Consider the following 23,792-nt stretch of genomic DNA (forward strand, 5'->3'; position numbering starts at 1 on the left):
AGCCTCGTCGTATCAGTCGAAGCCTTGGACAAACTTCCTGTCAGGGCATCGCGCAGGATCATCGACATCTCCGGCGACGGAACAAACAATGACGGATCTCCAATCGAGGACAGCCGCCGGAGACCGCTCCAGAAATCGATCGTGATCAACGGCCTGCCAATCGGTCACGACGTTGAAAATGGCGAGACTATTCCGGAATATTACGAGCGGCACGTTATCGGAGGACCTGACCCCCTTCATGGTTACTGCCAACAGCGCCGCCGAATTTCAGCGGGCTATCACATATAAGCTAGCGAGAGAATTGGCATCGTTCGCGCTGCCAGTCGACGTGGCGAGCTTTCCTCCCATCCACTCGACCGCACCTTGCGCTCGAAATCAGCCCAGTCAGGCAGAAATGATCGCCCATAGTTGCGTCACCCCTATCGCAAGAACGAAGACGACGCTTACTCCGATGAACAGCGCCACAGGTATCTGCTTGAGGTGAGCGCCGAAGCGGCTGCCCGAGAAGTCCTCGACTGCATCGTCCAGCATTGCCTTTAAGTCATCCATGGCAGCCTTGGCTGCCAAGACACCATAAACTGTGACTGCGACCACGATCGTCGCGAGCGCGAACCTGGCGGCTAGTCCTGCTGATGGTCCGTACGCCAGTATCGCGAACATGGTCGCGATACTGGCGAAAAAATGATCGCATAAATCTGCGTCAGATGGGCAAGTCGCGCGGCCGCCGCCATCAAGTATTGATCAACGGTGAGTTTCGCCATGTGCTCCTCCTGTAAATGACCTGCTTGGGCACCAGCTATCCTTCATTTCCCGGAATCGGAGTTCCATATGTCCCGGTAGAGCTTCCAGCCGCCGTCCTGTCCTTTCTTCCAGACCACCACGTACTTCCCGGCTTGATCCACCAACTTCGAATCCTTACCCGGTGCCTTGAGGAAGAAAGTCCCGGACTCATATGCAAAATCGCCGCTTTCCTGGACCTCAAGCGTGGTGAGCTTGAGCTCGGATATGCCCATGTCGATCGCGCCCTGCCATAGTTTCTGGATATTCTGGCGGCCGTCGACTCGCGCCATATCTGGCGGGAATGCGGCCGCATCCTCCGCGTACTTCGACGCGACCCCGGCCGCATCCTTACTGTTATATGCCTTCACGAACTCTGCATTAGCGGCTTCGATGGCCTCTTTCGCGGACTGGGCCTGGGCAGAACCCATGCAGAGTGACGTGAAAACGACGGCTAGCAGACAGTGCTTGAAAGTCATTTCATCCTCCCGCGTTCCGGTTTCTGGTGGAGATCAATCGCGCGAATGGTCCGGAGCCGCATTCTAGATTAATTTAACTTTTCCTAATATGCCATGCAAATGCTGGCTGCCAATCAGTGATCTGCCCTGCCCTCACTGCGCTTTGTCGCTTCCCGTGATGGAGCTTGTGCCCATCGGCGCGAAGAATGCCGACGCGATTTTCAGCGTCCGGCTAGAATGGCTCGCTAAATGCCGCCTTGCAGGCGTAGGTTTGTGCGTGCCCGATCTGCGGCCAGGCGGTTGATTGGCGTGATCTGCGGCAAGTGATCTGGCATGAACAGCCGGGCCATAAGCCAATTGAGTTGGATGCATAGCGGCGGTCGCTAATGATTGGTGCGATGACGCCACATCGAGGGCATTCGGTTTCGATCTAAGATTCAGGAATGGAACACGCGGTCAATGATCTTGCTTGCATCCTGAAGACCCGCCAATGCGCTGCGCTGGCTGAAAGCCTCGCCACTGGCCTTGCCATCGGCATAGGCTTTGCGGGCTAGAACACGATCCACCACACCAAAGCCAAAACGATGGCGGAGGAGGACATTCCGTCGCCCAGGCGGTTGCAATCATAGAGTAACGGCGCCCGAAAACGGTCGACCGCTAGAGGTTCACTTCGAAGCGGTGCGCTGCGCACAACTGATCGGGCGCTCAGGGCATAGGTCCTTCCCCTATGCTTTAACTGGGCAAAATTCGGGGGTGGGGGCATCATTGCCCAAAGTTGGCGCTGCTCCTCGCAGAAGAGGCGCGACCCAACTTAGTGTTTGCGATATAGTGGCTGGGTAAAGCCTCCACCGCCTGAGAGGTAGGGACGTGGATGTTCGGACATGGCTGGTGAGCCTCGGCCTCGGCGAGTATGCCGACGCCTTCCGAAGCCACGACATCGATGAAGAGGTGCTCCCAAGCCTGACCGCCGCTGACCTGACGGCGCTCGGGATTACGTCGATTGGCCATCGGCGTAAGTTGCTCAGCGGCATTGCGGCCCTGGCCGAAGATCAGATCCGGCTCACCACGCCTCAGCCCCGGCCTGCACCCTCGGAATCTCGCGCCGAGCGTCGACAGCTGACCGTCATGTTCGTGGATCTCGTCGGCTCGACGGCGCTGGCGACGCGCCTGGATCCCGAGGACCTGCGTGAGACCATCGGAGCGTATCACCGCTGTGTCGCCGATACGGTCGCCCACTTCGGCGGCTTTGTCGCCAAGTATATGGGCGACGGAGTTTTGGTGTATTTCGGCTACCCGCAGGCGCACGAGAACGCCGCCGAGCAGGCGGTGCGCGCTGGCCTTGCTCTCGTCAATGCCGTTAGGCGACTCCCAGAGCCCGAGCCATTGCGGGTTCGTATCGGCATCGGCACCGGACAGGTCGTCGTTGGCGATCTGATCACCGCCGGCGAAGGGCAAGAGCGCGGCGTCGTGGGCGAGACGCCGAACCTCGCCGCCCGCCTGCAAGCTCTTGCCGAACCCGACGGGGTCGTGATCGGGCCGCAAACGCGGCAGTTGGTCGGCGATCTTTTCGAATATCGCGATCTTGGCGCCGTCGCGGTGAAAGGCTTTCCGGAGCCGATCCATCCCTATCAAGTGTTTCGTGAGAGCGCTGTCGAAAGCCGGTTCGAGGCGCTGCATGGGACGACGCCCACGCCGCTAGTCGGGCGTGAGGAGGAGGTCGAGCTGCTGCAGCGCCACTGGCATCGCGCGAAAAGTGGTGAAGGTCGTGTGGTGCTGCTCTCAGGCGAGCCCGGCATCGGAAAGTCGCGCCTCACCGTCACCTTGCAGGAGCGTATCCAGAATGAGCCACACACCCGCTTGCGCTATTTCTGTTCGCCGCACCATCAAGACAGCGCGCTCCACCCGACCATTGCGCAGCTAGAGCGTGCCGCCGGGTTGGAGCGCGACGACCCGCCTGAGAGGAAGTTGGATAAGCTTGCGGCCCTGCTTGCCCCGGCCTCGCCGGAAGACCTGGCGCTGCTGGCCGAGCTGCTGTCGTTGCCGACCGAAAGCCGTTTCTCGCCTCTCCAACTGACGCCACAGCGTAAGAAAGAGAGGACCTTCGATGCGTTGCTCCGGCAGCTCGAAGACCTGGCGCGACGAGGTCCGGTGTTGATGCTCTTCGAGGATGTGCACTGGATCGACCCCAGCTCGCGCGAGCTGCTCGACCTAGTCATCGAGCGGGTGCCGCGCCTGCCAGTGCTGCTTCTCCTCACGTTTCGCCCCGAGTTTCAACCGCCGTGGACCGGGCAGGCGCACGTAACGGTTCTTGTCCTCAATCGGCTCGACCGTCGTGAAGGCGCCGCGCTGGTCCAGCGGGTCGTCGGCACCGGAGAGCTGCCGAGCGACGTTGTCGCAGAGATCATCGAGCGCACAGATGGGGTGCCACTGTTCGTCGAGGAGCTGACCAAGGCAGTGCTGGAGGGCGGGAACGCCACGGCAGTGCTCTCAAGAGCTGGTGCGACGGCGTTGAACGTTCCCGCCACGCTGCATGCCTCGTTGATGGCGCGGCTCGATCGCCTCGGCTCAGCCGTTAAGGAGGTCGCACAAATCGGCGCGGTTCTCGGTCGGGAGTTCTCCTACGAATTGCTGGCAGCGGTCGCACAGCGAAATGCCGCTGAGCTAAATGGCGCACTGGATCAACTCGTCGGCGCCGGTCTGGCGTTCTGCCGCGGGACTCGGCCACTGGCCACTTACCTCTTCAAGCATGCGCTCGTTCAGGACGCAGCGTATGGCACGCTGCTGCGCGGCAAGCGCCAGGAAATACATAAGCGTGTCGCAGATGTGTTGGAGGAAAAGTGGATCGGAATCACTGAACCGCAACCCGAGCTCCTCGCGCACCACCTTCAAGAAGCTGGGGATTGGGCGGGCGCGCTCGATCACTGGCAAAAGGCGGGAAGGGCCGCCGTGGCCAGAGCTGCCACTCGGGAAGCCGTGTCGCACTTTGCCAATGCTATCGACTGCAGCAGCAGACTTGGCGATATGTCCGGCGGCGCCGAACGGATGACACATCTCCACCTTGCGATGGCCAATGCCTTGATGCAGGCTGAAGGGTATCGTTCTGAGCGCCTTGGGAAGACGCTTGAGGATGCACGACTTGCCGCCGCGAAAACGGCATCGGTCGAATTGCAATGTGACGTTGCGCTTTCACTCGCTCCATTTTTTTATGCCACTGGGCGCAATCACGATTACCTGACCCTGGCCGAAGAGCAGCTCGCAAACGGTGCCGATCTCCTTCCGACGGCCTATCTGAGTGGTCTTTGGGCAACGAAGGGAATTGCTCATTCCAACCGAGGAGAACAACCACTGGCAGCGGAGGCTTTGCGGAATGCCTTAGATCTGATTGATCGTGTTGACCCAAGTCGTCGCATTTCGTTCGCCGGTGCGGATCAACGTGTGTCTGCCCAGGCATATTTTAGCGAATCGCTGATAATTTTGGGTCTCTTTGATGCTGCAGTCGAAGAGAAAGAGCGCCTGATGCGAGATTTTGACCAGCTCGATAAGCCCTTCGACCTCGCGTGGCATCTTCTCGTGCAGTGCCAATTGTGCGGGCTACTCGGCCAATACAAGGAATTACTCGATAACGCTACGAAGATCGTCGAGATTTGCGAACGGCATGGCTACACGGCGCGTCGAAGCAGTGGCCTCAGGTGGCTTGGCCATGCCCGCTCGCATCTAGGTGACCTGGATGCCGGCATCGATGATGTCCGGGAGAGTGTGGTTCTTTGGCGTGGGCAGGGCGTCGTATTTCATACCCCTGAGAAAGCATGCGAACTTTGTGATCTTCTCCTGCGGGCCGGTCGCATCGATGACGCATCGCAAATGCTTGATGATGTCGATACCCTCGTTTTCGATACGGACGAGGCGAGCTACCTAGCAGAATGTATTCGCCTTCGTGGCCAAATCGCCGCTGGCCGAGGTGACCTGACGGGTGCCGCTCACCTATTCGAAACAGCGATTGCCACTGCCCGTCGGCAGCAAGCGAGACTCTTCGAGCTTCGCGCCGCTACGCAACTAGCACCAGTTCTGGCACGTCAAGGTCGTGTCCATGAGGCCGCGACGCGTCTGCAAGCGGTGGTCCACACATTCGACACCAGGTATCCAATCGTCGACCTCGTCGCCGCGCAAAGGGAGCTGGCCAAGTTGGGCCGTTGAGTTCGCATCACCTACCTTCGGCTCCGACAAGTAGCTTGCGTCGATTCGATCCAAATTGCCTGGCTCATTGCCACGCCAGACGGATGCTCGTCCGGTGGATTGGAACGTCACTAACGGGTGAGATAAGACGTTCACGTTTATAGCGGCGTAGGTCTGAACATGCCGCAAACATGACATCCAGTGTGGTCGCAGACGATGTCCACTTTCGGGGAGCGGCAAAGCCGACCTCTACGGCCGAGATGAGGCGCAGAGCGGAATATGGGCATCGCGCCGCGACGGTTGAGATTCAATCGCGGCTCAGCGCTCGCCGGAGAGCACTGAAACGAATGCGATATTGCGCCGGCGTCAGCCCGACCTTGCGGCGGAAGAGACGCCCGAAAAAACTCGCATCCTCGTAGCCGACTTCATTCGCCACCGCTTCGACCGGGAGATCGCCCGTCTCCAGCATCTGCTTGGCCTGCTCGAGCCTGAGCGCGTGGATGTAGTCGATCGCCTTCATGTCCGTAGCCCTCGCGAAGCGGCGCACGAAGGAGCGCTCGGACAGGCCTGACAACTTCGTCATGGCGGCGACGGGCGAGGGGGTCCGGTAGTTGAGCTCCGCCCATCTCTGGCACCGGTTAATCACCGCGTCGCTGGTCTGTCGAAAGCGCATGAGCGCGGCGAAGGGCTGCTGGCCCATGTCGTGCCACTGCAGCATGTAAACCTTGGCGACCTCCATCGCCTCCTTGAGGCCGACAAAGCGCGCGATGAGATAGAGGGCGAGATCCTGCCAGCTCGAGCCGCCCCCGGCCATGACCACCCGTTGCGCCTCGCCGCTCAGCACAAGCGACTGGTCCGGCCTCACCTTCACGCCGGGATAGTTGTTCGTGAGCGTCTCGACATAGCCCCAGTGAATGGTGGCCTCGCGATTGTCGAGCAGCCCGGCCTCGCCGAGCAGCACCGCGCCCGAGCATGCGCTGGCCAGCATGGCGCCGTCGTCATGCGCACGCTTCAGCCAGCGGGCCTCGGCATCATACTGCCCGGCGACGCTTTCGCCCGGATTGACGAAGAAATCAGGGATGCAGACGATGTCGGGGCGGGGGCAATCGGAAAGCGCGTAGTCCGGGCGCACCCAGACGCCGTTTGCGGCGCGAAACGCGCTGCCGTCCCCGGCAACCACATAGGGCCGCATGCGCGGCGTGCCCGCGGCTCCGCTGGTGATGAACAGGAAATCCCTGCCGGGCGAGGAAAACAGGTCGAACATGCCGTAGATCGTGGAGGCGGTAGCCTCCGGAGCGGCAAGGATCGCCACATTCAATGGGTCGGCCTGTTCAACCATGGCAGAAATGACCGCCTTCCAGCATTTTCGACTTTAGCGGCCGTGCCCGCGCCGCGCTAGCGTGCGTGAAACGAGGAGACCGCCCCATGGCCGCCACCGCTACCCTTACACCATCGAGCATCGAAAGCTTCCGTTCCATCTTGCGCGGCGAGGTGCTGGAGCCGTCGAACCCGTCCTATGACGCGACGCGGGTCGTCTGGAACGGCATGATCGACCGCCGTCCCGCCCTCATCGCGCGCTGCCGGAATGCTGCCGATGTCGTGGCGTCGGTGAATTTCGGGCGCGAGCAGCGGTTGGCGATCGCGATCCGCTCCGGCGGCCACAATGTTGCAGGCTACGCCGTCTGCGACGGCGGGCTGATGATCGATATGTCGCTGATGAAGGGCGTGCGGGTCGCGCCCGGCCTCGACCGCGCCTTCGTCGAGGGCGGCGCCACGTGGGCCGATGTCGATGCGGCCACCACCCCGCTTGGCCGCGCCACGCCGGGGGTCTCATCTCGGCGACGGGCGTTGCTGGCCTGACGCTTTCCGGCGGCATCGGCTGGCTGCGCGGCAGCCATGGCCTCAGCGTCGACAATCTGCTGGCGGCCGATCTGGTGACCGCCGATGGCCGCCTCATCCATGCCGACGCGACGCAGAACCCGGATCTCTTCTGGGCGCTGCGCGGCGGCGGCGGCAATTTCGGCGTGGTGACGAGCTTCGAGTTCAAGCTGCACTCGATCGAACCGGAGCTGATGTTGTGCGGTCCGGCCTATCCCGAAGAGCGCGCCAACGAGATCATTCCGCTCTGGCGCGACTTCATGCAGACCGCACCCGACCGCCTGAGCGGCCTGGCCGAGTTCTCCACCCTGCCCGACGATCCCTCGATTCCCGAGCATGCAAGGGGCCGGCGCGTCCTGGCGCTCGCGCATGTCTATGACGGACCGGCCGACGAGGGCGAGCGGGTCGTGGCGCCGTTGCGCAGTTTTGGGGAACCGCTCGTCGATTTCAGCGGCCGCATGCCGTATCGCACCATCCAGTCGCTCTATGACGGCCTGTTCCCGAAAGGCCGCGACCGCTGTTACTGGAAATCCACCTACCTCTCGCGCCTCGACGACGAGGTCATCGGGGAGATCACCGCGCGGATGGCGAAGCGGCCCTCCGAAATGACCTTCGCCTCGATCTGGAAGTTCGGCGGTTTCGTCCAGCGCGTTGCAGCCGATGCGACCGCCTTCGGCGACCGTTCCATGCCGTTCATGCTCAGCCTAGACGCCATCTGGCAGGACGCTGGAGGGGATGATGCGAACATCGGCTGGGTTCGCAGCTGCTGGCAGGACATGCAGCGCTACTCGACCGGCCGCCTCTATCTGAACTTCCCCGGCCATGGCGAAGGAACGGATCTCGTGCGCGACGCTTTCGGAGCCGAGGCCTACGCCCGGCTTGCAGGGATCAAGCACAGATACGATCCGGACAATCTGTTCCGTCTGAACCAGAACATTCTGCCAATGTACTGACGCACAATCCAAATCGGGCCTAGGGTTGCGACACTCGACTCGGCCGTGGTGGCTTTGACCGCGCTGAGTCGCGAGCGACGCCCAGCGTGGTCGCCGCGATGTCCGCTTTCAATCAGTGGCAAATCTGTCCGCAACGGGCGAGATGAGGCGCAAAGCTGCCGTTCCTTCCGCACGCGAAACTGACGGATCCGGGTCAAAAAGGCGACTTTATCTGGTGGGCCGCCCATGCTGACATTGCGGCTAATTAAACGGCGCGCAGCGATGGAGGCTCGGATCCGCCGCTAGGTAGCCAAGACCGATCATTCGCGACCGTTTGTCGAAGGGCCGAAGTTGGGCCGACAGCGGACTGGCAGCTTCGCAGTGCGGACCGCCAAAACCGGACATTCAGTTAGGCGTGGGCATCGTCGTTATCTGACCCAAAATTGCGGCGGTCGCTCTCCGGCTATCCGACCGCCGCCGAGGGAACTAGAAGCGGACAATCTCCCAGGTGGTGGCTGCGACCTTTCCATCCCCAATGCGCCGCGCAGTCTTTGGCGATCACTGCGCAGCAACCATTCCGGGACCTCTGATCCTGCAAAGCGTCAAGCCGGCAAGCCTGCCAGGCGCAACCCCGCTCGGAGGCGCTCCCTGTCAGTCGATTGCTCAAGAAGCGAGAACCAGATGACCCAGTCAATGTAGTCAGAAGCGGTTGCCCCAGGATCGCCCTGCCAATGGGAAGCAATCTCGCGCGTGAGTTCCTCACCGCAGCGTGCTGCCACGTCGACACGGCCGTCGTAAGCGTAGGCTGCCACACGCCAACCAAGGTCCCTCAGGTAGCGAGCGTGGTCGTCAAACATCCGTTTCTCGAGGAGAGCCGCTGCTCGAGCGTAGTCGCCGAGTTGGAACAGCAGCCGAGCGTGAGCAGCGCTGTACCAGGGCGGGTGGCGGGGATTGAGCCGACAGGCGATCTCGACGGCGGCCAGACCTCGCTCAGGCTTACCCCTCATGCTTTGTAGCGACGCATACAGAATCTGGATGGCGGCGTCGTTCGGGTTCATCGACCGCGCCAGGTCGAAGTGCTGCTCGGCTCGGTCGAAATCGCGCGAATAGGCACGCATCCAGCCAAACGCCGAATGAACACGCGCATCGTTGGGGTCGAGCGCCAACGCTCTCTCCGAAAGCTCCATGGCTATTCGCATCTCTTCGTCTGGCTGGAACTTGACCCCAGCGATGATCTGCATGGAGCGATCACGATGTATGAACGCGAGACCCGAATACGCTCGTGCGAACGTGGGATCGATGGCAATGACTTGCTCATAGAGTGCCTCGAGTTGCCCAAGAACTTCCGGGGTGAAGGACGTGCCGCCAAATCGAAGAGCTCGCAAGAACAGGTCATAGGCCCGCAGGTCCTGGGGTGGGCGCCTCCGGGCGGCTATCTCGCGCTCATCGATGACCCGCTCGGCGACCCTCACAACAATGCTTTGCGCGATCTCTTCCTGGACGGCGAAAACATCCGCCAATGCGCGGTCGTAACGCTCCGTCCAAAGGTGGGTGCCGGTCGAGGTGTCCACGAGTTGGGCACTGATGCGTACGCGGTCTCCGGCCCGGCGCACGTTGCCTTCAATCACATGGCTTGCACCAAGCGTGCGTCCGATCTCGCGCACGTCGACGTTCTTTCCACGGAAGCTAAACGACGAGTTCTGAGCTATGACCAGAAGTTCGCGAAAGCGGGAAAGTTCGGTAATGACATCTTCTGTGATTCCATCGCTGAAATAGACCTGCTCCGGATCGTCGCTGAGATCTGGAAGGGCAGAACGGCGACAACGGGTTTCTCGCCCAGGGTTGGTCCAAGCGGTTGTCGAACCTGGGTACCCTCGAGTGCAAGTTCGAACGCGCGGACCGGTCGCGCGATGTTCTTGAGGCGCTGTTCGCCTTTGTCCGCGAAATGAAGGTCGAGTTTGCCGGCCAGCTGTTCGTGCGCTGAACTTGAGATCAGCACCCCGCCGGGAGGACAAAGTTGTTCAAGGCGAGCGGCGATGTTGACGCCGTCCCCGAGGAGGTCCTCGCCTTCAACGATCACGTCACCGAGATGCAGGCCGATACGCAGCACGATCCGACGATCAGCCGCGATCCCTTCCTGTGTTGTCCTCAGTCGCGACTGGATCGCGACGGCGCAGATGACCGCAGCCACGACGGAGCTGAATTCGACGATGACGCCGTCACCCATGAGTTTGACAACGCGCCCGCGGTTCTCGGTGACCAGGGGCTCAAGGATCTCCTGCCGAAAGATCTTGAGGTCACCGAGCGTCCGAGCCTCATCAGCTTCCACCAAACGCGAATAGCCGACGACGTCAGCAGCGAGGATCGCGGCCAGCCGACGTTCCGCGATGGATGCCATTTCCTCCTCGGCGACTAGGTATAATTGACGGTATTCAGTGACTGGAGGTTACGCACTCCCGCCTTTCTCTGCAATTCCGCTTTGGCGGGCACACGTTCGGCGACCAAAATACAAGGTAAAGCCATCGCGCGATGTGCGTTTCGGGTGTCGCCAGGCCGAATGTCAGGAGATGACCCAAACGAGCCATTCCGGCAGGCAAGCTCTAATGTCTCGAATGTGGTGACTACGACATTGGTTACACCTCGCCGTATCAGCGGTCCATCAAACGTGCGGAAGAAGGGAATTGCTGGTGAGGTCGGTTTCCTTTCAGAACAACCAATACTATGATCCGCTGAGGCGAGGCCGACAATGGATCGCAAGCTTTCCGCGATTTTAGCCGCAGATGTAGTGGGCTATTCGGCTCTGATGGAGCGCGATGAGGCCGGTACATTCGAACGCCTTCGTGCCGGGCGCAAAGAACTGTTCGAACCCGAAATTGCTCGCCACCACGGCCATATCTTCAAGCTGATGGGCGATGGGATGCTGGCCGAATTCGGCAGTGTCGTCGATGCCGTCGAATGTGCAGTGTCGCTGCAGCGCGGCCTGTCCGAGCGCAACGCCTCGCTTCCCGAGTCGGAACAGATCCTGGTGCGGATCGGTATCAACCTCGGCGAGGTGATCGTTGACGGCGACGACCGGTATGGCGATGGGGTCAACATCGCGGCCAGACTTCAGCAGTTAGCGAAACCGGGCGGCATCTGCGTCTCGGGAAAAGTGGCCAAGGAGGTCGAGAGGAAGCTAGCGTTCACATTTGAGTCAATGGGCGAACAGAGGGTTAAGAACATCACCGAACCAGTTCGGGCGTATCGCGTACTGCTTGATCCAGCGGCAGCGGGCAAGACCCTCCATGCTCGCCGCCAGCCGCGCGCCTGGCGTCTTCCAGTCGCGGCGGGTGTTCTCGTCCTGGCTCTCGGCCTTGCAGTAGCATGGTGGCAGCCGTGGGAGAGGCCTGCACAGCTTGCCGTTCCGACCGTCAGCGAGGCAGCCGACACCCGGCCCTCGCTAGTCGTCCTGCCCTTCGACAATCTCAGCGACGACAAGGAACAAGAATATCTCGCCAACGGCTTCACCGAGGATCTGACGACCGCACTGGCGCGTGTGCCGGGTCTTTTCGTCTTCTCCCCCAACGCGGCCTCCGCTTACAAGGACAAGGACCCGAAGGAGATTGCGGCGGCATTGGGCGTCCGATACCTGCTGAAAGGCTCGATTCGCCGCGTCGGCGACGACATGCGCATCAATGCGCAGCTGATCGATGGCTCGACTTCCAGACATCTCTGGGCGCAGCGTTTCGACGGCCGGTGGGCAGACGTATTCGCGCTGCAGGACGGCGTTGTCAGCAGCATCGCGGGTGCGCTCCAGCTCCGCCTGGTGAGCGGCGCGCCGGCTACCCGGGCCGGAGGCACCAGTAATCCCGAGGCCTATGAGGCCTATCTCAAGGGGATGGACATCTACAACCGTATCAACACGCCCGAGGAGTTTGCGCAGGCTGTGAAGTATTTCCAGCAAGCCGTGCAACTCGACCCCGATTTCGGCGCGGCGTACGCCCAGCTCGCCTGGGCCTACTGGGACGCGGATGTCGGTCGGGTCGTAGTAATGGGGCTTACGACCGACGTGGCCCAGGGCAAGATCTATGAAACCCTGGAAGCGGCGGCCAGGGATCCTTCGCCGGGCTACTATCAGCTCGTCGCCGAGTTGATGGTCCGCGAGCACGACTCGGACGACGCAGTTACCGTTCTTCTGAAGTCGGTGGCGCTCGATCCCAGCGATACTTGGAATTATCTCTCGCTGGCCAATGCTCTGAATTTCAACGGCAGGCCGAAGGAAGTGCTTAGCTATCTCGATGCGGCTGCGCGCGTCGACCCAAACTCGTGGATGGACTACAGGCGCTACCAAGCCGGACTGGCCGAGTTCGGCCAGGAGAAGTTTGAGGACGCGGTTCGCTCTATCGAGAAGATGGACCTTATATCGGCCGATCCACGGGCGAAATTTTATGCCCTGCAGGTCCTTGTTTCGGCTTATGGGCATCTTGGGCGCACAGACCAGGCCGCGGCGGCTTTGGAAACGCTTAGGAAGGTTGTTGGGCGGGTGGACAGGGGGCCGAGCCAGTTGATGACCCAGGATTACATGGTGTTCAAGAATACGGCCGATATCGAACGCCTTTTGGCCGGGCTGACCAAGGCAGGTGTGCCAGAGCTGCCGGCATTGGCAAAGGCAGGCATGAATCCGAAGGACCGGCTCACAGGGGCGGAAATAAAGTCTCTCATGTTCGGGCACGAAACGCGCGGAAAATTGGTAATGCCCACGTTCCTGCCGATGCAGCGCACAACCTCGGTCGACGGCGCCGTCAGCGAGACCGTTGGCCAGAGGAGCCGCGTAGGAACCTCGTGGGTGCAAGGCGATTTCTTGTGCAACGCCTTTCCCAGAGAACTGACAAGGTGTGGGGCGATTTTTCGCAATGTGTTCAGGACGCCGGGGCGCGACGACGAATACAAGGCCGTTTACCGCGGGGACCAGTTCGAGTTTTCGGTCGTCAAGTGAACTCCCAAATGCCGCAAGGCCGTAAGTCTGCTTGCCGAGTAGACGCGACGTTGTTGGCATAACTGCAAACGTCGACAATTGGCGCGAGTGCGCCCATTACCGTGGTCCACTTAATCGGACACGCCGCAAGTCGCAAGTCGGTAACCTTTCGAACAGAATCCTCGGAGGCGGCTCCAGGCGAGACGTACAATTTGCGGGCTCGGATCGCGCGCTGCGGCTGTGGAGGGCGGCATGGGAGAAGGACCATGCCTAGTTGGAACCGAGGCCACATTGTTGGCCAGAAGCCTCCGCTCAAGCCACGAGAAGTCTGGAGCATCCGGACGCGACTGCAGGTATCAGGCGCAGAACGCGATCTTGCGCTGTTCAATCTCGCGATCGACAGCAAGCTGCGCGGTTGCGACTTGGTCACGATCACCGTCGGAGACGTCGCCCTTTCGGGTAAGGGAACGCGGCGTAACCGTGATCTACATCACCCATCGGATGAACGAATTATCGGAGATCGCCGACACTTGTACGGTAATCCGCGATGGGCGCTATATCGGCACTGTGGAGATGAAAGGCTCGAAGCCTGCGACAATCATCGAAATGATGTTCGGCTCTGTAGCCAAGGCCCAGCGTCCTGCCCGCCGGATCGTGAAGCGCGACCACCCGGTACTGTCGGTACGCGGGCTGACACGCCTGCCAGATTTTGCCGATGTCTCATTCGATCTCTATCCCGGCGAGGTCTTGGGGATGGCAGGCCTGCTTGGGGCCGGGCGCACTGAAACGCTGCGTGCGATATTTGGCGCGGATTCTTTCGAAACCGGCGAAATCCTAATAGACGGACAGAGTGTCCAAAAACCTACGCCGAGGCGCATGAAAGAACTTGGGCTAGGCTACACACCGGAGAACCGAAAGGAAGTCGGGCTCGTTCAGAGTGCATCGGTCCACGACAACTTAATTCTTGCCAGTTTGCGCCGCATCGCGTCGCGCGGCCTCACGTGGCGCGAGAAGGAGTCCCCATTCGTTGCGGGGCAAGTGCGGGATCTCGGCATCAAAACCAACGACCCGATGTTGCCGATTTCGACATTATCGGGTGGGAACCAGCAGAAAGTAGTGATCGGCAATTGGCTCAATAGCCAGCCGAAGGTGATGTTCTTCGACGAGCCCAGCCGCGGCGTCGACATTCTCGCGAAGCAGCAGATATTCGAGATTATTTGGCGCAAGGCCCAAGCGGGACTGTCCGCTGTTTTCGTTTCGAGTGAGCTTGAGGAACTGTTCGACGTCTGCGACCGCATATTGGTGATGCGGCAGGGCAGGGTAGTCTGCGAGGTTGCTCCTGAAACCATCAGCCTCGCGCAACTGTATCATCTATGTATGGAAGGTGCTTGACGATGGCCACAGACGTTCAGACGGCGGACAGCCGCTCCATCTTCAAGCTTGGAGTGCTGCGCCTTATTATTCTGGAGTTGATCCTCGTCGCACTGTTCATATTCCTCGTCGTCGCCGCGCCGGGATTTGCCAGCGTCAACAATCTCCTCAATGTGCTGCGCGCCGTCTCCATGCTCGGAATCATTGCCTTCGGCATGACTGCCGTAATCATTGCTGGTGAAATCGACCTCTCGGTGGGCGCCGGCGCCGCCATGGCCGGCTGTCTCCTTGGCTGGGTCTGTGGCGCGCTGACCAACACTACTGGCCCACTCTTCGCTGCGACTGTCGGCTGCGTGACCGCCATATCGGTCGGTGCACTGTGCGGTCTTTTTACCGGCAAGATGCGTGAATGGTTCAAGGTGCCATCCTTTATAACAACGCTGGCGCTTCTCACGGCCCTGCGAGGCTTTGCCAACTTGATCAGTGGGGGGTTTCCAATCACGACATTTCCGCGCGGCTTCAACTTTTTCGGAGCCGGCAGCGTGATGGGCATACCGTTTCCGGTATTCGTCTTCGCGGCGGTGTTTGTTGGCATGCACTTGCTGCTGAATTTCACGAGCTTTGGGCGCGCGGTTTATGCAGTAGGTGGTAATGCCGAGGCCGCCAGGCTTTCCGGTATCAATGTCTTCGGAGTCAAGACAGGAGCGCTCGTCATCACGGGGGGCTGACGGCAGCGAGCGGCATCCTGATCGCCAGCCAGATCGGTTCGGGTAATGGCAGCACCGCGACCGGGATGGAACTCAACGTAGTCGCCGCGGTAATCATCGGGGGCACGAGCCTTTTTGGCGGCAAGGGCCGTGTCTGGGGTACATTGCTCGGGGTTCTGTTCCTTGGGTGTATCAACAACGGCATGATATTGTTGAATGTCTCAGAATACTGGCGGTACGTGTTGAGTGGCGCCACGATCCTTGGCGCCGTGCTGCTCAATCAGATTTTGGAGCGGACGCGCTAAGTCCAAGCTTCAACGGCAGAACAGATTCGCTTAGACCGGCGCATGGTATCTATGAGCGGGTCTACCTTCACGCTATGCGGCCGGGGAATGCGGCATTCCAAAAACGTAAGTGTCATTCTTGCGGGTCCCTGCAACCACGATACTTTGCAACTCTACGCCTCTGCGTCCTTGTTTCCTGCGTGACGAGGCGAGCGAAGCCTCAACCGGAGACCTCGCTATTGGGTTCGCCACCGAATACGAAGGATAGGGTTGGGCGAACCACCCGATGGTGAGTGCCCCCGTAACCAGACAATGCGACATCGTGCGAATCCATATCAGGGCTGCTGATTGACCATCAAAAACGCCGTACTAATTGCCGTACTAATTAGGAAAAAAGTACGGCGGCGGTTCGCTAAATGGTTGAAAAGCATGGTGATCCCGACAGGAATCGAACCTGTGACCTACAGATTAGGAATCTGCCGCTCTATCCTACTGAGCTACGGGACCACGCGGCCCGACACATAGCCGCTTCGGATCGTTTCGCCAAGAGGCCGGCCGAAGGCAATTCGACCGGCCTCTTATGATTGTCAGGCGACTGGCGCTGTCAGGCGGCAAGCGCCGTTTCCGCCAGTTTCACCCAATAGCTCATGCCGTGCGGGATGACCTCGTCGTTGAAGTCGTAGGCAGGGTGGTGGAGGCCGGCGGTGTCGCCATTGCCGATGAAGATGAAGGCGCCGGGGCGGGCTTCGAGCATGTAGGAGAAATCCTCGCCGCCCATCACCGGCTGAATGCCGCGGTGGACATGGGCGTCGCCGGCAACACCGATCGCGACGTCGCTGGCAAACACTGTCTCTTCCGCGTGGTTGAAGGTCACGGGGTAGTTTGCCTGGTAGTCGACCTCGATCTTGGCGCCGAAGGCGGTCGCCAGCCCGTCGCAGATCGTGCGGATACGCTCTTCCGACTTCTTGGCGATTTCCTTGCGCAAGGTGCGCACGGTGCCGGCGATTTCGGCGGTTTCCGGGATGATGTTGTAGGCATCGCCGGCGTGGAATTTGGTCACCGACACCACCACGGCCTCGACCGGGTCGGTGCTGCGCGAGGCGATCGTCTGCAAGGCGCCGACCAGCTGGCTGGTGATGACGATCGGGTCGATCGTGCCGTGCGGCATCGCCGCATGGCCGCCCTTGCCGCGCACGGTGATGGTGAACTCGGCGGTCGCCGCCATGATCGGGCCGGGGCGGATGGCGAACTGCCCGACAGGCAGGCCCGGCATGTTGTGCATGCCGAACACTTTGGAAATGTCGAAACGGTCCATCATGCCGTCCTTGACCATCTCGTTGCCGCCGCCGCCGCCTTCCTCCGCCGGCTGGAAGATCACCGCCACCGAGCCGGTGAAGTTGCGCGTCTCGGCGAGGTATTTCGCGGCGCCCAGCAGCATCGCCGTGTGGCCGTCATGGCCGCAGGCATGCATCTTGCCGGGAATGGTCGAGGCGTAGGGCTTGCCTGATATCTCGTTGAGCGGCAGCGCGTCCATGTCGGCGCGCAGGCCGATGGTCGGGCCTTTGCCCTGGCGGCCGCGAATGATGCCAACGACGCCGGTCTTGCCGAGGCCGGTTACCACGTCGTCGCAGCCGAAGGCTTTCAGCTTCTCTGTGACGAAGGCGGCGGTCTTGAAGACGTCGAAGTTCAGTTCTGGCGTCTGGTGCAGATGCTGGCGCCAGCCGGCAACTTCGTCCTGCATTTCGGCGGCACGGTTCAGGATTGGCATGATGGTTCCATCTCGCTGTTGGGACAGGCGGGTGTTGTCCGCTGCCTTGCAATTGTGATCGCCAGGCACTTTGCCATGTTGGCGTCACATAGAGTAAATAGCACCGCAACGATACGGTCCGGTTTTTGAGGGTCGGACCTATCATGCTGGCGATCGCGTAACGAAATCTTACGGAGCCAGGGGCGACTACGGCAAGAGGCGATTTCGGATTTGATCATGCGGCACAGGCATTTCCTCAAACTATTCTCGGCTGGCACAATCGCGCTGTCGGTCGTGGCCGGGCCGGCGCTGGCCAATCCGGTGGTTGTGTTCGACCTCGACAGCGGCAAGATCCTGCAGCATCAGGATGCGTTCAAGCGCTGGTACCCGGCCTCGCTGAGCAAGCTGATGACCGCTTATGTGACCTTTCGGGCGATCGCGGCGGGCGAGGTCCAGCTTGATTCGCCCATCAAGGTGACCAAACACTCCGCCGCCGAGCCGCCAAGCAAGATGGGCTTCAAGCCGGGCTCGGTGATGCGGCTCGACAATGCGTTGAAGATGATGTTGGTCAAATCGGCCAACGACATCGCCATGGCCGTCGGCGAAAATGTCGGCGGCTCGCAGGCAGGGTTCGCCGTTCGCATGAACGCTGAAGCCCGGCGCCTCGGCATGACCGGAACGTATTTCGTCAACCCGAATGGGTTGTTTTCGCCGGAGCAGTATACGACGGCGCGCGACCTCGCCTTGCTGGTGATGGCGATCCGCAAGGAATTCCCGCAATACGCGCCCTGGTTTTCGATCGAAGGTCTTGCCGTCGGCAAGAAGGCTATTCCCAACTACAATCTCTTGATTGGCCGTTATCCCGGCGCCGATGGCATGAAGACCGGCTTTGTCTGCCCCTCCGGCTTCAACATGATCGGCTCGGCGACGCGCAACGGGCGCACGCTGGTCGCGGTCGTGCTTGGCGAGAAGTCGGCGGTGACCCGTGCCGAGACCGCCGCGAGATTGCTCGACCAGGGTTTTGACACGCCTGCCGCCGGCTCAACCACCGTCACCACGCTGGCGCCCTATGGCGACACTGTCTCGCCCAACGACATGCATGACGAGGTCTGCAAGAAGAAGGCGGCGGAAGAACAATCCGAAGCGCCGCCGGTCGCTGCCAAGGATGTGCCGAAATCGCCCTATCAGGAAAAGCTCGACCATGTGCCGACATTGGTTTCCGTCGGCCTTGGCGGCGCCACCGGTCCGGCGCCGAAGGCCATCCTCGACCAGGGCGCGCAGGAATACGCAGACGTGCCGATCCCCAGCTGGCGGCCCGACAGGCCGGCACCGGCCGGCACCGGTCCGAAGATTGCCGGTTCCGCCGCGCAGGGCGACCAGCCGGCCAAGGTTGCGAACTAGAGCATGGGCGGCTTCCCGATCCCCGTCTCGGTGCTGACCGGTTTCCTCGGCGCCGGCAAGACGACACTGCTCAACCGGCTGTTGAAGGATCCGGCGCTGGCCGACACGGCGGTCATCATCAACGAGTTCGGCGAGGTGGCGATCGACCATCTGCTGGTCGAACAGTCTTCAGACGGTATCATCCAGCTTTCCGACGGCTGCCTGTGCTGCACGGTGCGCGGCGAGCTGGTCGACACGCTGGCCGACCTGGTCGATCGGCTGCAGACCGGCCGTATCGCCCGTCTTGCCCGCGTCATCGTCGAAACCACGGGGCTGGCCGATCCGGCGCCGGTGCTGCAGTCGATCATGGCGCACCCGGCACTTGTCCAGGCCTTCCGGCTCGACGGCGTCATCACGCTGGTCGATGCGGTCAACGGCAATGCCACGCTCGATGCCCATGTCGAGGCGGTCAAGCAGGTCGCCGTCGCCGATCGCATCGTGCTCAGCAAAGCCGATCTGGTCACCGACCCCGGCGATCTGGAAACGCTGCGGGCGCGCCTGCGGCAGATCAATCCGGGCGCCGAACTGCTCGATGTCGCCGACACGGAGACAGGCGTGGCGGCGCTGTTTGACTGCGGTCTCTACAACCCGGCGACGAAATCCGCCGATGTGCGGCGCTGGCTTGGCGAGGAAGCCGCTCATGATCATCACCATCATGATGGCCATGATCACCAGCATGGCCATGACCACGGCCATCGTCACGATCAGCGCGTGCGCTCCTATTCACTGGTGCATGACGGCCCGGTGCCGTTTTCGGCCATCGAGATGTTCCTCGACCTGCTGCGCTCGACGCATGGCGAGCATCTGCTGCGGATGAAAGGCGTCATCGAGCTCAGGGAAGACCCTTCGCGGCCGCTGGTGATCCATGGTGTGCAGAAGATCCTGCACCCGCCGGTGCAATTGCCGTCCTGGCCCGATGGCCAGCGCGGCACGCGGCTGGTGCTGATCACGCTCGACATGCCGGAAGATTATATCCGCCGGCTGTTCGCCGCCTTCACCAACCGGCCGTCGATCGACACGCCCGACCGCGCGGCGCTGGAGAACAACCCGCTGGCGATTGCGGGGCAGTAAATTCTACGATTGTGGCACGCCGCGCTCGACCAGGAAGCGGTGGCCGCCGGACACCGCCGCCGTTTCAATCAACTGGTGGCCGCTGTCGGAGCAGAATGCCGGAATGTCGATGACGGCGAGTGGGTCGGTGGTCTCCAGCCAAAGCCGGCTGCCCGGCTGCATCCCGGCCAGGCGTTTTTTTGCCTTGAGCACGGGCAAGGGGCAGTTCAGCCCCTTGAGGTCGTAAACAGCGGCGCGGTCAGTCACGGGTGAACTCAACCGCCGAACATGCCGAGCAGCTTGTTCTTCAGCTTCGTCACCCGGCTCTCGTCGGCGCTCGCCGCTTGCGTTTCGGCCACTGGCGCGGCTTCGGAAGGGGCCGCGATGGTCGCGGTGGCGACAGGGGCTTCCTTGGCGGCCTTCTCGGCCTCCTTTTCTGCCAGAGCCTGGGCCTTGGCGGCTTCCTTGGCTTGCTTGGCCGCCTCTATGGCAGCCAGCCTCTGCTCCTCGGCCTTCTGCTTGGCGGCCTTTTCGGCGTCGAGGGCAGCCATCTTGCGGCCGGCCGGCGAATCGATGCGGCCCATGCGCGCCGTCTCGGTCACCGAGCCATCGTTGTTGAGCGACGGCGGGTCGATCGGCACGCGCTCGCCGCGGGCGCGGCGCTTGGACCAGTCGGAGACGATGCTGGCTTCCTTGATGCCGGCGATGGTCGGCTTGGGTGGGGGCACGCTGGCCTTGACCGCGCCGTTGAAAGCCGCGTCATAGGTGCTCATGTAGGAATTGTACGCGCTTTTCAGCGAATCAGGCTGCGTCGTCGCCGGGCAGGCGCCGGTCGGATCGAATGTCTCACCATCGGCGGCAACCTGGTTGAAGACATAACGCTTTTCGCAGACATCGACCTTCGGCGGAACCTTGGTGATCTCGAAATTGTCGTAGCCGACCTTGAGCATCTTCCAGAATTCATAATTCGGGTCGTTGCGATAGCGCGCCATGTTGGCGGCGGTCATGCGGAACGGAAACGCCTCGACCTGGAACTCGGTCTGCCCGCCCTGAAATGCGTCGCGGCCAAAGGCATAGATCTGCTCGATCTGCGCATCGGTCATCGAATAGCAGCCCGACGACGAGCAAGCGCCGTGCACCATCAGGTTCTGACCCGTGCGGCCATTGGCGCGGTCATAGGCGTTGGGGAAGCCGATGTTGAAGGACAGATGATAGTTCGAGCGCGGATTCATCTGCGACGGCCGCACCGTGTAGAAGCCTTCCGGCGCCTGGCGGTCGCCTTCGGTGTATTTGGGGCCCAGCTTGCCTGACCATTTGCAGATGTCGTAGCTGGCGACCATGTCGTAGCGGCCATTGGTCTTGGCTTTCCAGATCTCGAGCTTGCCCTCTTCCTTGAAGATGCGGGCCATCACCGACGAGGTGCGGACCATGCCCTTGGCCTTCATGTCGGCGAGGATCTTGTCGGGCAGCGGCTTGTTGGCCTCCGGCGCAAAATCCTTCATCGACGAATTGTTACACCCGGCAACGCCGAGGGCGGCGATCAGGATTCCGGTGCGGGCAAGCTTGACAAACATGGCTGCGGATATCGTCTTTTCTCTGGCGCCGGGCATTTCCTGCCCCGGCTACTGCACTGCGCATCGACGGACCCTAAGCCCGTTAACCCTAATAAATTCCTTACCGCAAGTGCCGACGCGTCCCCTTGCGGCAGTCTCATTGAGCCGAATGCAGCGGCATTTTTGTGGCAAAAATGCTCAGTACCGCCACATTGTGGCGGGCAGGGCTGCCCGTGGTCAGAGACTGCGGCCCATGGCCAGATATTTCTCGCGGCGCTGCTCGCGGAAATCGGTGTTGGCGCCGGCAAAGTCCTTCATCGTCCTGGCGATCAGGTCGCCGGTCGCGGCAATCACGGTTTCGGCGCCGCGATGCGCGCCGCCGAGCGGCTCGGGAATGATGGCGTCGATGATCTTCAGCTCCAGAAGATCCTGCGCGGTGATCTTCATGTTGGTCGCCGCGTCCTTCGATCGTGTCGTGTCGCGCCACAGGATCGAGGCGGCACCCTCGGGCGAAATCACCGAATAGATCGCGTGTTCGAGCATGTAGACCCGGTTGGCGGTGGCGATGGCGATGGCGCCGCCCGAGCCGCCTTCGCCGATGACCACCGAGATCGACGGCACTTTCAGGCCAAGGCAGGCCGAAGTCGAGCGCGCAATGGCTTCGGCCTGGCCGCGCTCTTCGGCGCCGACGCCGGGATAGGCGCCGGCGGTGTCGACCAGCGTCAGCAAAGGAATCTTGAAGCGGTCGGCGAGCTCCATCAGCCGCACCGCCTTGCGGTAGCCTTCCGGCCGCACCGAGCCGAAATTGTGCTTCAGGCGGCTGGTCGTGTCGGAACCTTTTTCCTGGCCGATGATGGCAACAGGCTCGCCGCGGAAACGGGCGAAACCGCCGACGATTGCCTGGTCCTCGCCGAAATTGCGGTCGCCGGCCAGCGGCGTGAAATCGTTGAACAGGCCCTTGATGTAGTCGACGCAATGCGGCCTGTCGGGATGGCGCGCCACCTGCACCTTCTGCCACGGCGTCAGCGCCTTGTAGGCGTCGCGCAGCGCATCGCGGGAGCGCTTCTCGAGACGGCTGATCTCGTCGCCGACATCGACCGCCTCGCCGTTCTCGGCAAGCTTCTTCAGCTCGAGGATCTTGCCCTCGAGGTCCTGCACCGGCTTTTCGAAATCGAGGTAATTATACATGCGTGAGCGGACCGATACGTCGGAAGGCAATGGCTGACGGAACCCTTGAATACAAGGCTCCGGGCGGTGAAATGTCGTCCTCACATAGCGATATGAGGCCTAGTCGGCAAGCGGATGATGATCGTTGACCAGCCGCACCAGCCGCTCTTCCAGCACATGGGTGTAAATCTGTGTCGTCGATATGTCGGCATGGCCGAGCAATTGCTGGACGGCCCTGAGATCTGCGCCGTTCTGCAGGAGGTGGCTGGCGAAAGCATGGCGCAGCACATGCGGCGAGATCTTCGCCGAGGCGATGCCGGCCCTTGCCGCCAGCCCTTTCAGGTCGCGGGCGAAGACCTGGCGCGAGAGATAGCCGCTGTCGGAGGCGGCCGGAAACAGGAACGGACTGTCGGCAAAGGCGGGAACCTTGGCGCGGGCGGCAAGCCAGGTCTTCATCGCTATACGCGCCTTGGCCGAGAGCGGCACCATGCGCTCCTTGTCGCCCTTGCCGCGCACCATGAAGAAGCGGTCGTCGCGCTGCGCCACCGTCACCGGCAGGCCGACCAGTTCGGAAACGCGCAGGCCGGTGGCATAAAGCACCTCGACCAGCGCATGCAGGCGCAGTGCCGCCAGCCACTCACTGTTGCCGAGCGCGGCATCGCCGGCCTCAAGCGCTGCGCGGTCGATCAGCCTGCCGGTGTCGGCCTCGCTCATCGTCTTGGGCAGCGGGCGGCCCTTTTTCGGGCTGTCCAGCGTGCCGGTCGGGTCATCGCCGCGCAGGCCTTCGGCGTAGAGGAATTTGAAGAACTGGCGGATCGCCGACAGCTTGCGCGCCTGCGACGTGGCGGCAAAGCCGCGGGCGGCGACGTCGTCGAGATAGGCGCGGATATCGGCGGCGGCGGCGGTGGCGAGCCCACCATCGATCTCGCTTGAGGCGTCTTCGAGGTCGCGGCGGTAGGAGGAAAGCGTGTTTTCGGCAGCGCCTCGCTCGGCGCTCATCATTTCCAGAAAGGCTTCGATGCGGGCGGCGCTGTTCATTCAGCTTTTCTTGTCATTCAGCTTTTCTTGGGATTGAGCTTTTCCGCAGGGATGCGCACGCTCATTTCCCCCTTCTTGGGCTCGACGAACATCACCAGTGCGAACATCGTACCATAGGCAATGCCAGCCAGAATCGCTGTTATCACGACAAAGCGAAACAGTGTCGGCATCAATTTTCGCCCGTCTTCTTGTTCTGCATTTCCAAACCCTGTCCCCTTATGGGACGCCAATCCGGCCAATTCAAGGAAGAAGCTGAGACCTGT

16 protein-coding genes, 1 tRNA gene and 3 pseudogenes are annotated in these 23,792 nt (G+C 61.5%); 9 read left to right on the top strand and 11 right to left on the bottom strand.

The window, feature by feature from the left end; genetic code table 11:
• Positions 1 to 24: 24 nt before the first annotated feature.
• Positions 25 to 288, top strand: coding sequence for a DUF1194 domain-containing protein (locus tag HB777_34025; protein QND68469.1), 264 nt, complete (start codon positions 25 to 27; stop codon positions 286 to 288).
• A gap of 96 nt (positions 289 to 384) precedes the next feature.
• Here the strand turns inward: HB777_34025 and HB777_34030 are convergent.
• Positions 385 to 761 (bottom strand): annotated as a pseudogene (locus HB777_34030) (hypothetical protein).
• A gap of 42 nt (positions 762 to 803) precedes the next feature.
• Positions 804 to 1,256 carry a DUF4440 domain-containing protein gene (locus HB777_34035; protein ID QND68470.1) on the bottom strand — a complete coding sequence of 151 codons (453 nt, stop codon included), beginning with the start codon at positions 1,254 to 1,256 and terminating at the stop codon, positions 804 to 806.
• Between the two features lie 867 nt (positions 1,257 to 2,123).
• On the opposite strand from HB777_34035, the gene HB777_34040 reads away from it, so the two are divergent.
• The gene (locus HB777_34040) at positions 2,124 to 5,429 is read left to right on the top strand and encodes an AAA family ATPase (protein ID QND68471.1); all 3,306 of its coding nucleotides are present in this window, start codon (positions 2,124 to 2,126) and stop codon (positions 5,427 to 5,429) included.
• Between the two features lie 286 nt (positions 5,430 to 5,715).
• Here the strand turns inward: HB777_34040 and HB777_34045 are convergent, their stop codons facing one another.
• Positions 5,716 to 6,747, bottom strand: a complete 1,032-nt coding sequence (locus tag HB777_34045; protein ID QND68472.1) for a helix-turn-helix domain-containing protein — start codon at positions 6,745 to 6,747, stop codon at positions 5,716 to 5,718.
• Positions 6,748 to 6,833: 86 nt separating this feature from the next.
• Here HB777_34045 and HB777_34050 point away from each other — a divergent pair.
• Positions 6,834 to 8,239, top strand: a pseudogene (locus HB777_34050) (FAD-binding oxidoreductase).
• Positions 8,240 to 8,820: 581 nt separating this feature from the next.
• Here the strand turns inward: HB777_34050 and HB777_34055 are convergent.
• A pseudogene (locus HB777_34055) lies at positions 8,821 to 10,616 on the bottom strand (hypothetical protein).
• A 348-nt stretch (positions 10,617 to 10,964) separates the two neighbouring features.
• On the opposite strand from HB777_34055, the gene HB777_34060 reads away from it, so the two are divergent.
• From HB777_34060 to HB777_34075, 4 genes are all read left to right on the top strand, one after another.
• Positions 10,965 to 13,193 carry a guanylate cyclase gene (locus tag HB777_34060; protein ID QND68473.1) on the top strand — a complete coding sequence of 743 codons (2,229 nt, stop codon included), beginning with the start codon at positions 10,965 to 10,967 and terminating at the stop codon, positions 13,191 to 13,193.
• A 231-nt stretch (positions 13,194 to 13,424) separates the two neighbouring features.
• Positions 13,425 to 14,564 (top strand): sugar ABC transporter ATP-binding protein, encoded by a 1,140-nt coding sequence (locus tag HB777_34065; GenBank protein QND68474.1) that lies wholly within the window; start codon positions 13,425 to 13,427, stop codon positions 14,562 to 14,564.
• 2 nt (positions 14,565 to 14,566) lie between these two features.
• A complete protein-coding gene (locus HB777_34070; protein QND68475.1) occupies positions 14,567 to 15,271 on the top strand; it encodes an ABC transporter permease in 705 nt (234 codons plus the stop codon).
• On the top strand, positions 15,268 to 15,555 hold the full coding sequence (locus HB777_34075; GenBank protein ID QND69008.1) for a hypothetical protein: 288 nt from the start codon (positions 15,268 to 15,270) through the stop codon (positions 15,553 to 15,555). The genes HB777_34070 and HB777_34075 overlap by 4 nt, the downstream gene beginning before the upstream one ends.
• 409 nt (positions 15,556 to 15,964) lie before the next feature.
• On the opposite strand, the gene HB777_34080 is transcribed toward HB777_34075, so the two are convergent.
• Together HB777_34080 and HB777_34085 are read right to left on the bottom strand one after the other, a co-directional pair.
• Positions 15,965 to 16,041, bottom strand: a tRNA-Arg gene (locus tag HB777_34080).
• Positions 16,042 to 16,138: 97 nt separating this feature from the next.
• Positions 16,139 to 17,302 (bottom strand): amidohydrolase, encoded by a 1,164-nt coding sequence (locus HB777_34085; protein QND68476.1) that lies wholly within the window; start codon positions 17,300 to 17,302, stop codon positions 16,139 to 16,141.
• 216 nt (positions 17,303 to 17,518) lie between these two features.
• Here HB777_34085 and HB777_34090 point away from each other — a divergent pair, with 216 nt between their 5' ends.
• Both HB777_34090 and HB777_34095 read left to right on the top strand, forming a co-directional pair.
• Positions 17,519 to 18,682, top strand: coding sequence for a D-alanyl-D-alanine carboxypeptidase (locus HB777_34090; protein ID QND68477.1), 1,164 nt, complete (start codon positions 17,519 to 17,521; stop codon positions 18,680 to 18,682).
• Between the two features lie 3 nt (positions 18,683 to 18,685).
• Positions 18,686 to 19,792: a GTP-binding protein gene (locus tag HB777_34095; protein ID QND68478.1), complete on the top strand. Its 1,107-nt coding sequence runs from the start codon at positions 18,686 to 18,688 to the stop codon at positions 19,790 to 19,792.
• Between the two features lie 3 nt (positions 19,793 to 19,795).
• Here HB777_34095 and HB777_34100 read toward each other — a convergent pair whose 3' ends face one another.
• The 5 genes from HB777_34100 to HB777_34120 all read right to left on the bottom strand — a co-directional run bounded on the left by HB777_34100 (position 19,796) and on the right by HB777_34120 (position 23,699).
• Positions 19,796 to 20,038, bottom strand: a complete 243-nt coding sequence (locus HB777_34100; protein ID QND68479.1) for a sulfurtransferase TusA family protein — start codon at positions 20,036 to 20,038, stop codon at positions 19,796 to 19,798.
• Between the two features lie 8 nt (positions 20,039 to 20,046).
• Complete coding sequence (locus HB777_34105; GenBank protein ID QND68480.1) at positions 20,047 to 21,345, bottom strand: murein L,D-transpeptidase; 1,299 nt, start codon at positions 21,343 to 21,345, stop codon at positions 20,047 to 20,049.
• Between the two features lie 216 nt (positions 21,346 to 21,561).
• A complete protein-coding gene (locus HB777_34110) occupies positions 21,562 to 22,512 on the bottom strand; it encodes an acetyl-CoA carboxylase carboxyltransferase subunit alpha (GenBank protein QND68481.1) in 951 nt (316 codons plus the stop codon).
• 99 nt (positions 22,513 to 22,611) lie between these two features.
• The gene (locus tag HB777_34115) at positions 22,612 to 23,529 is read right to left on the bottom strand and encodes a site-specific tyrosine recombinase XerD (GenBank protein QND68482.1); all 918 of its coding nucleotides are present in this window, start codon (positions 23,527 to 23,529) and stop codon (positions 22,612 to 22,614) included.
• Between the two features lie 17 nt (positions 23,530 to 23,546).
• On the bottom strand, positions 23,547 to 23,699 hold the full coding sequence (locus HB777_34120; protein ID QND69009.1) for a histidine kinase: 153 nt from the start codon (positions 23,697 to 23,699) through the stop codon (positions 23,547 to 23,549).
• Between the last annotated feature and the right edge of the window lie 93 nt (positions 23,700 to 23,792).

It is taken from the genome of Mesorhizobium loti (assembly GCA_014189435.1).
GTDB classification, from domain to species: domain Bacteria; phylum Pseudomonadota; class Alphaproteobacteria; order Rhizobiales; family Rhizobiaceae; genus Mesorhizobium; species Mesorhizobium loti_G.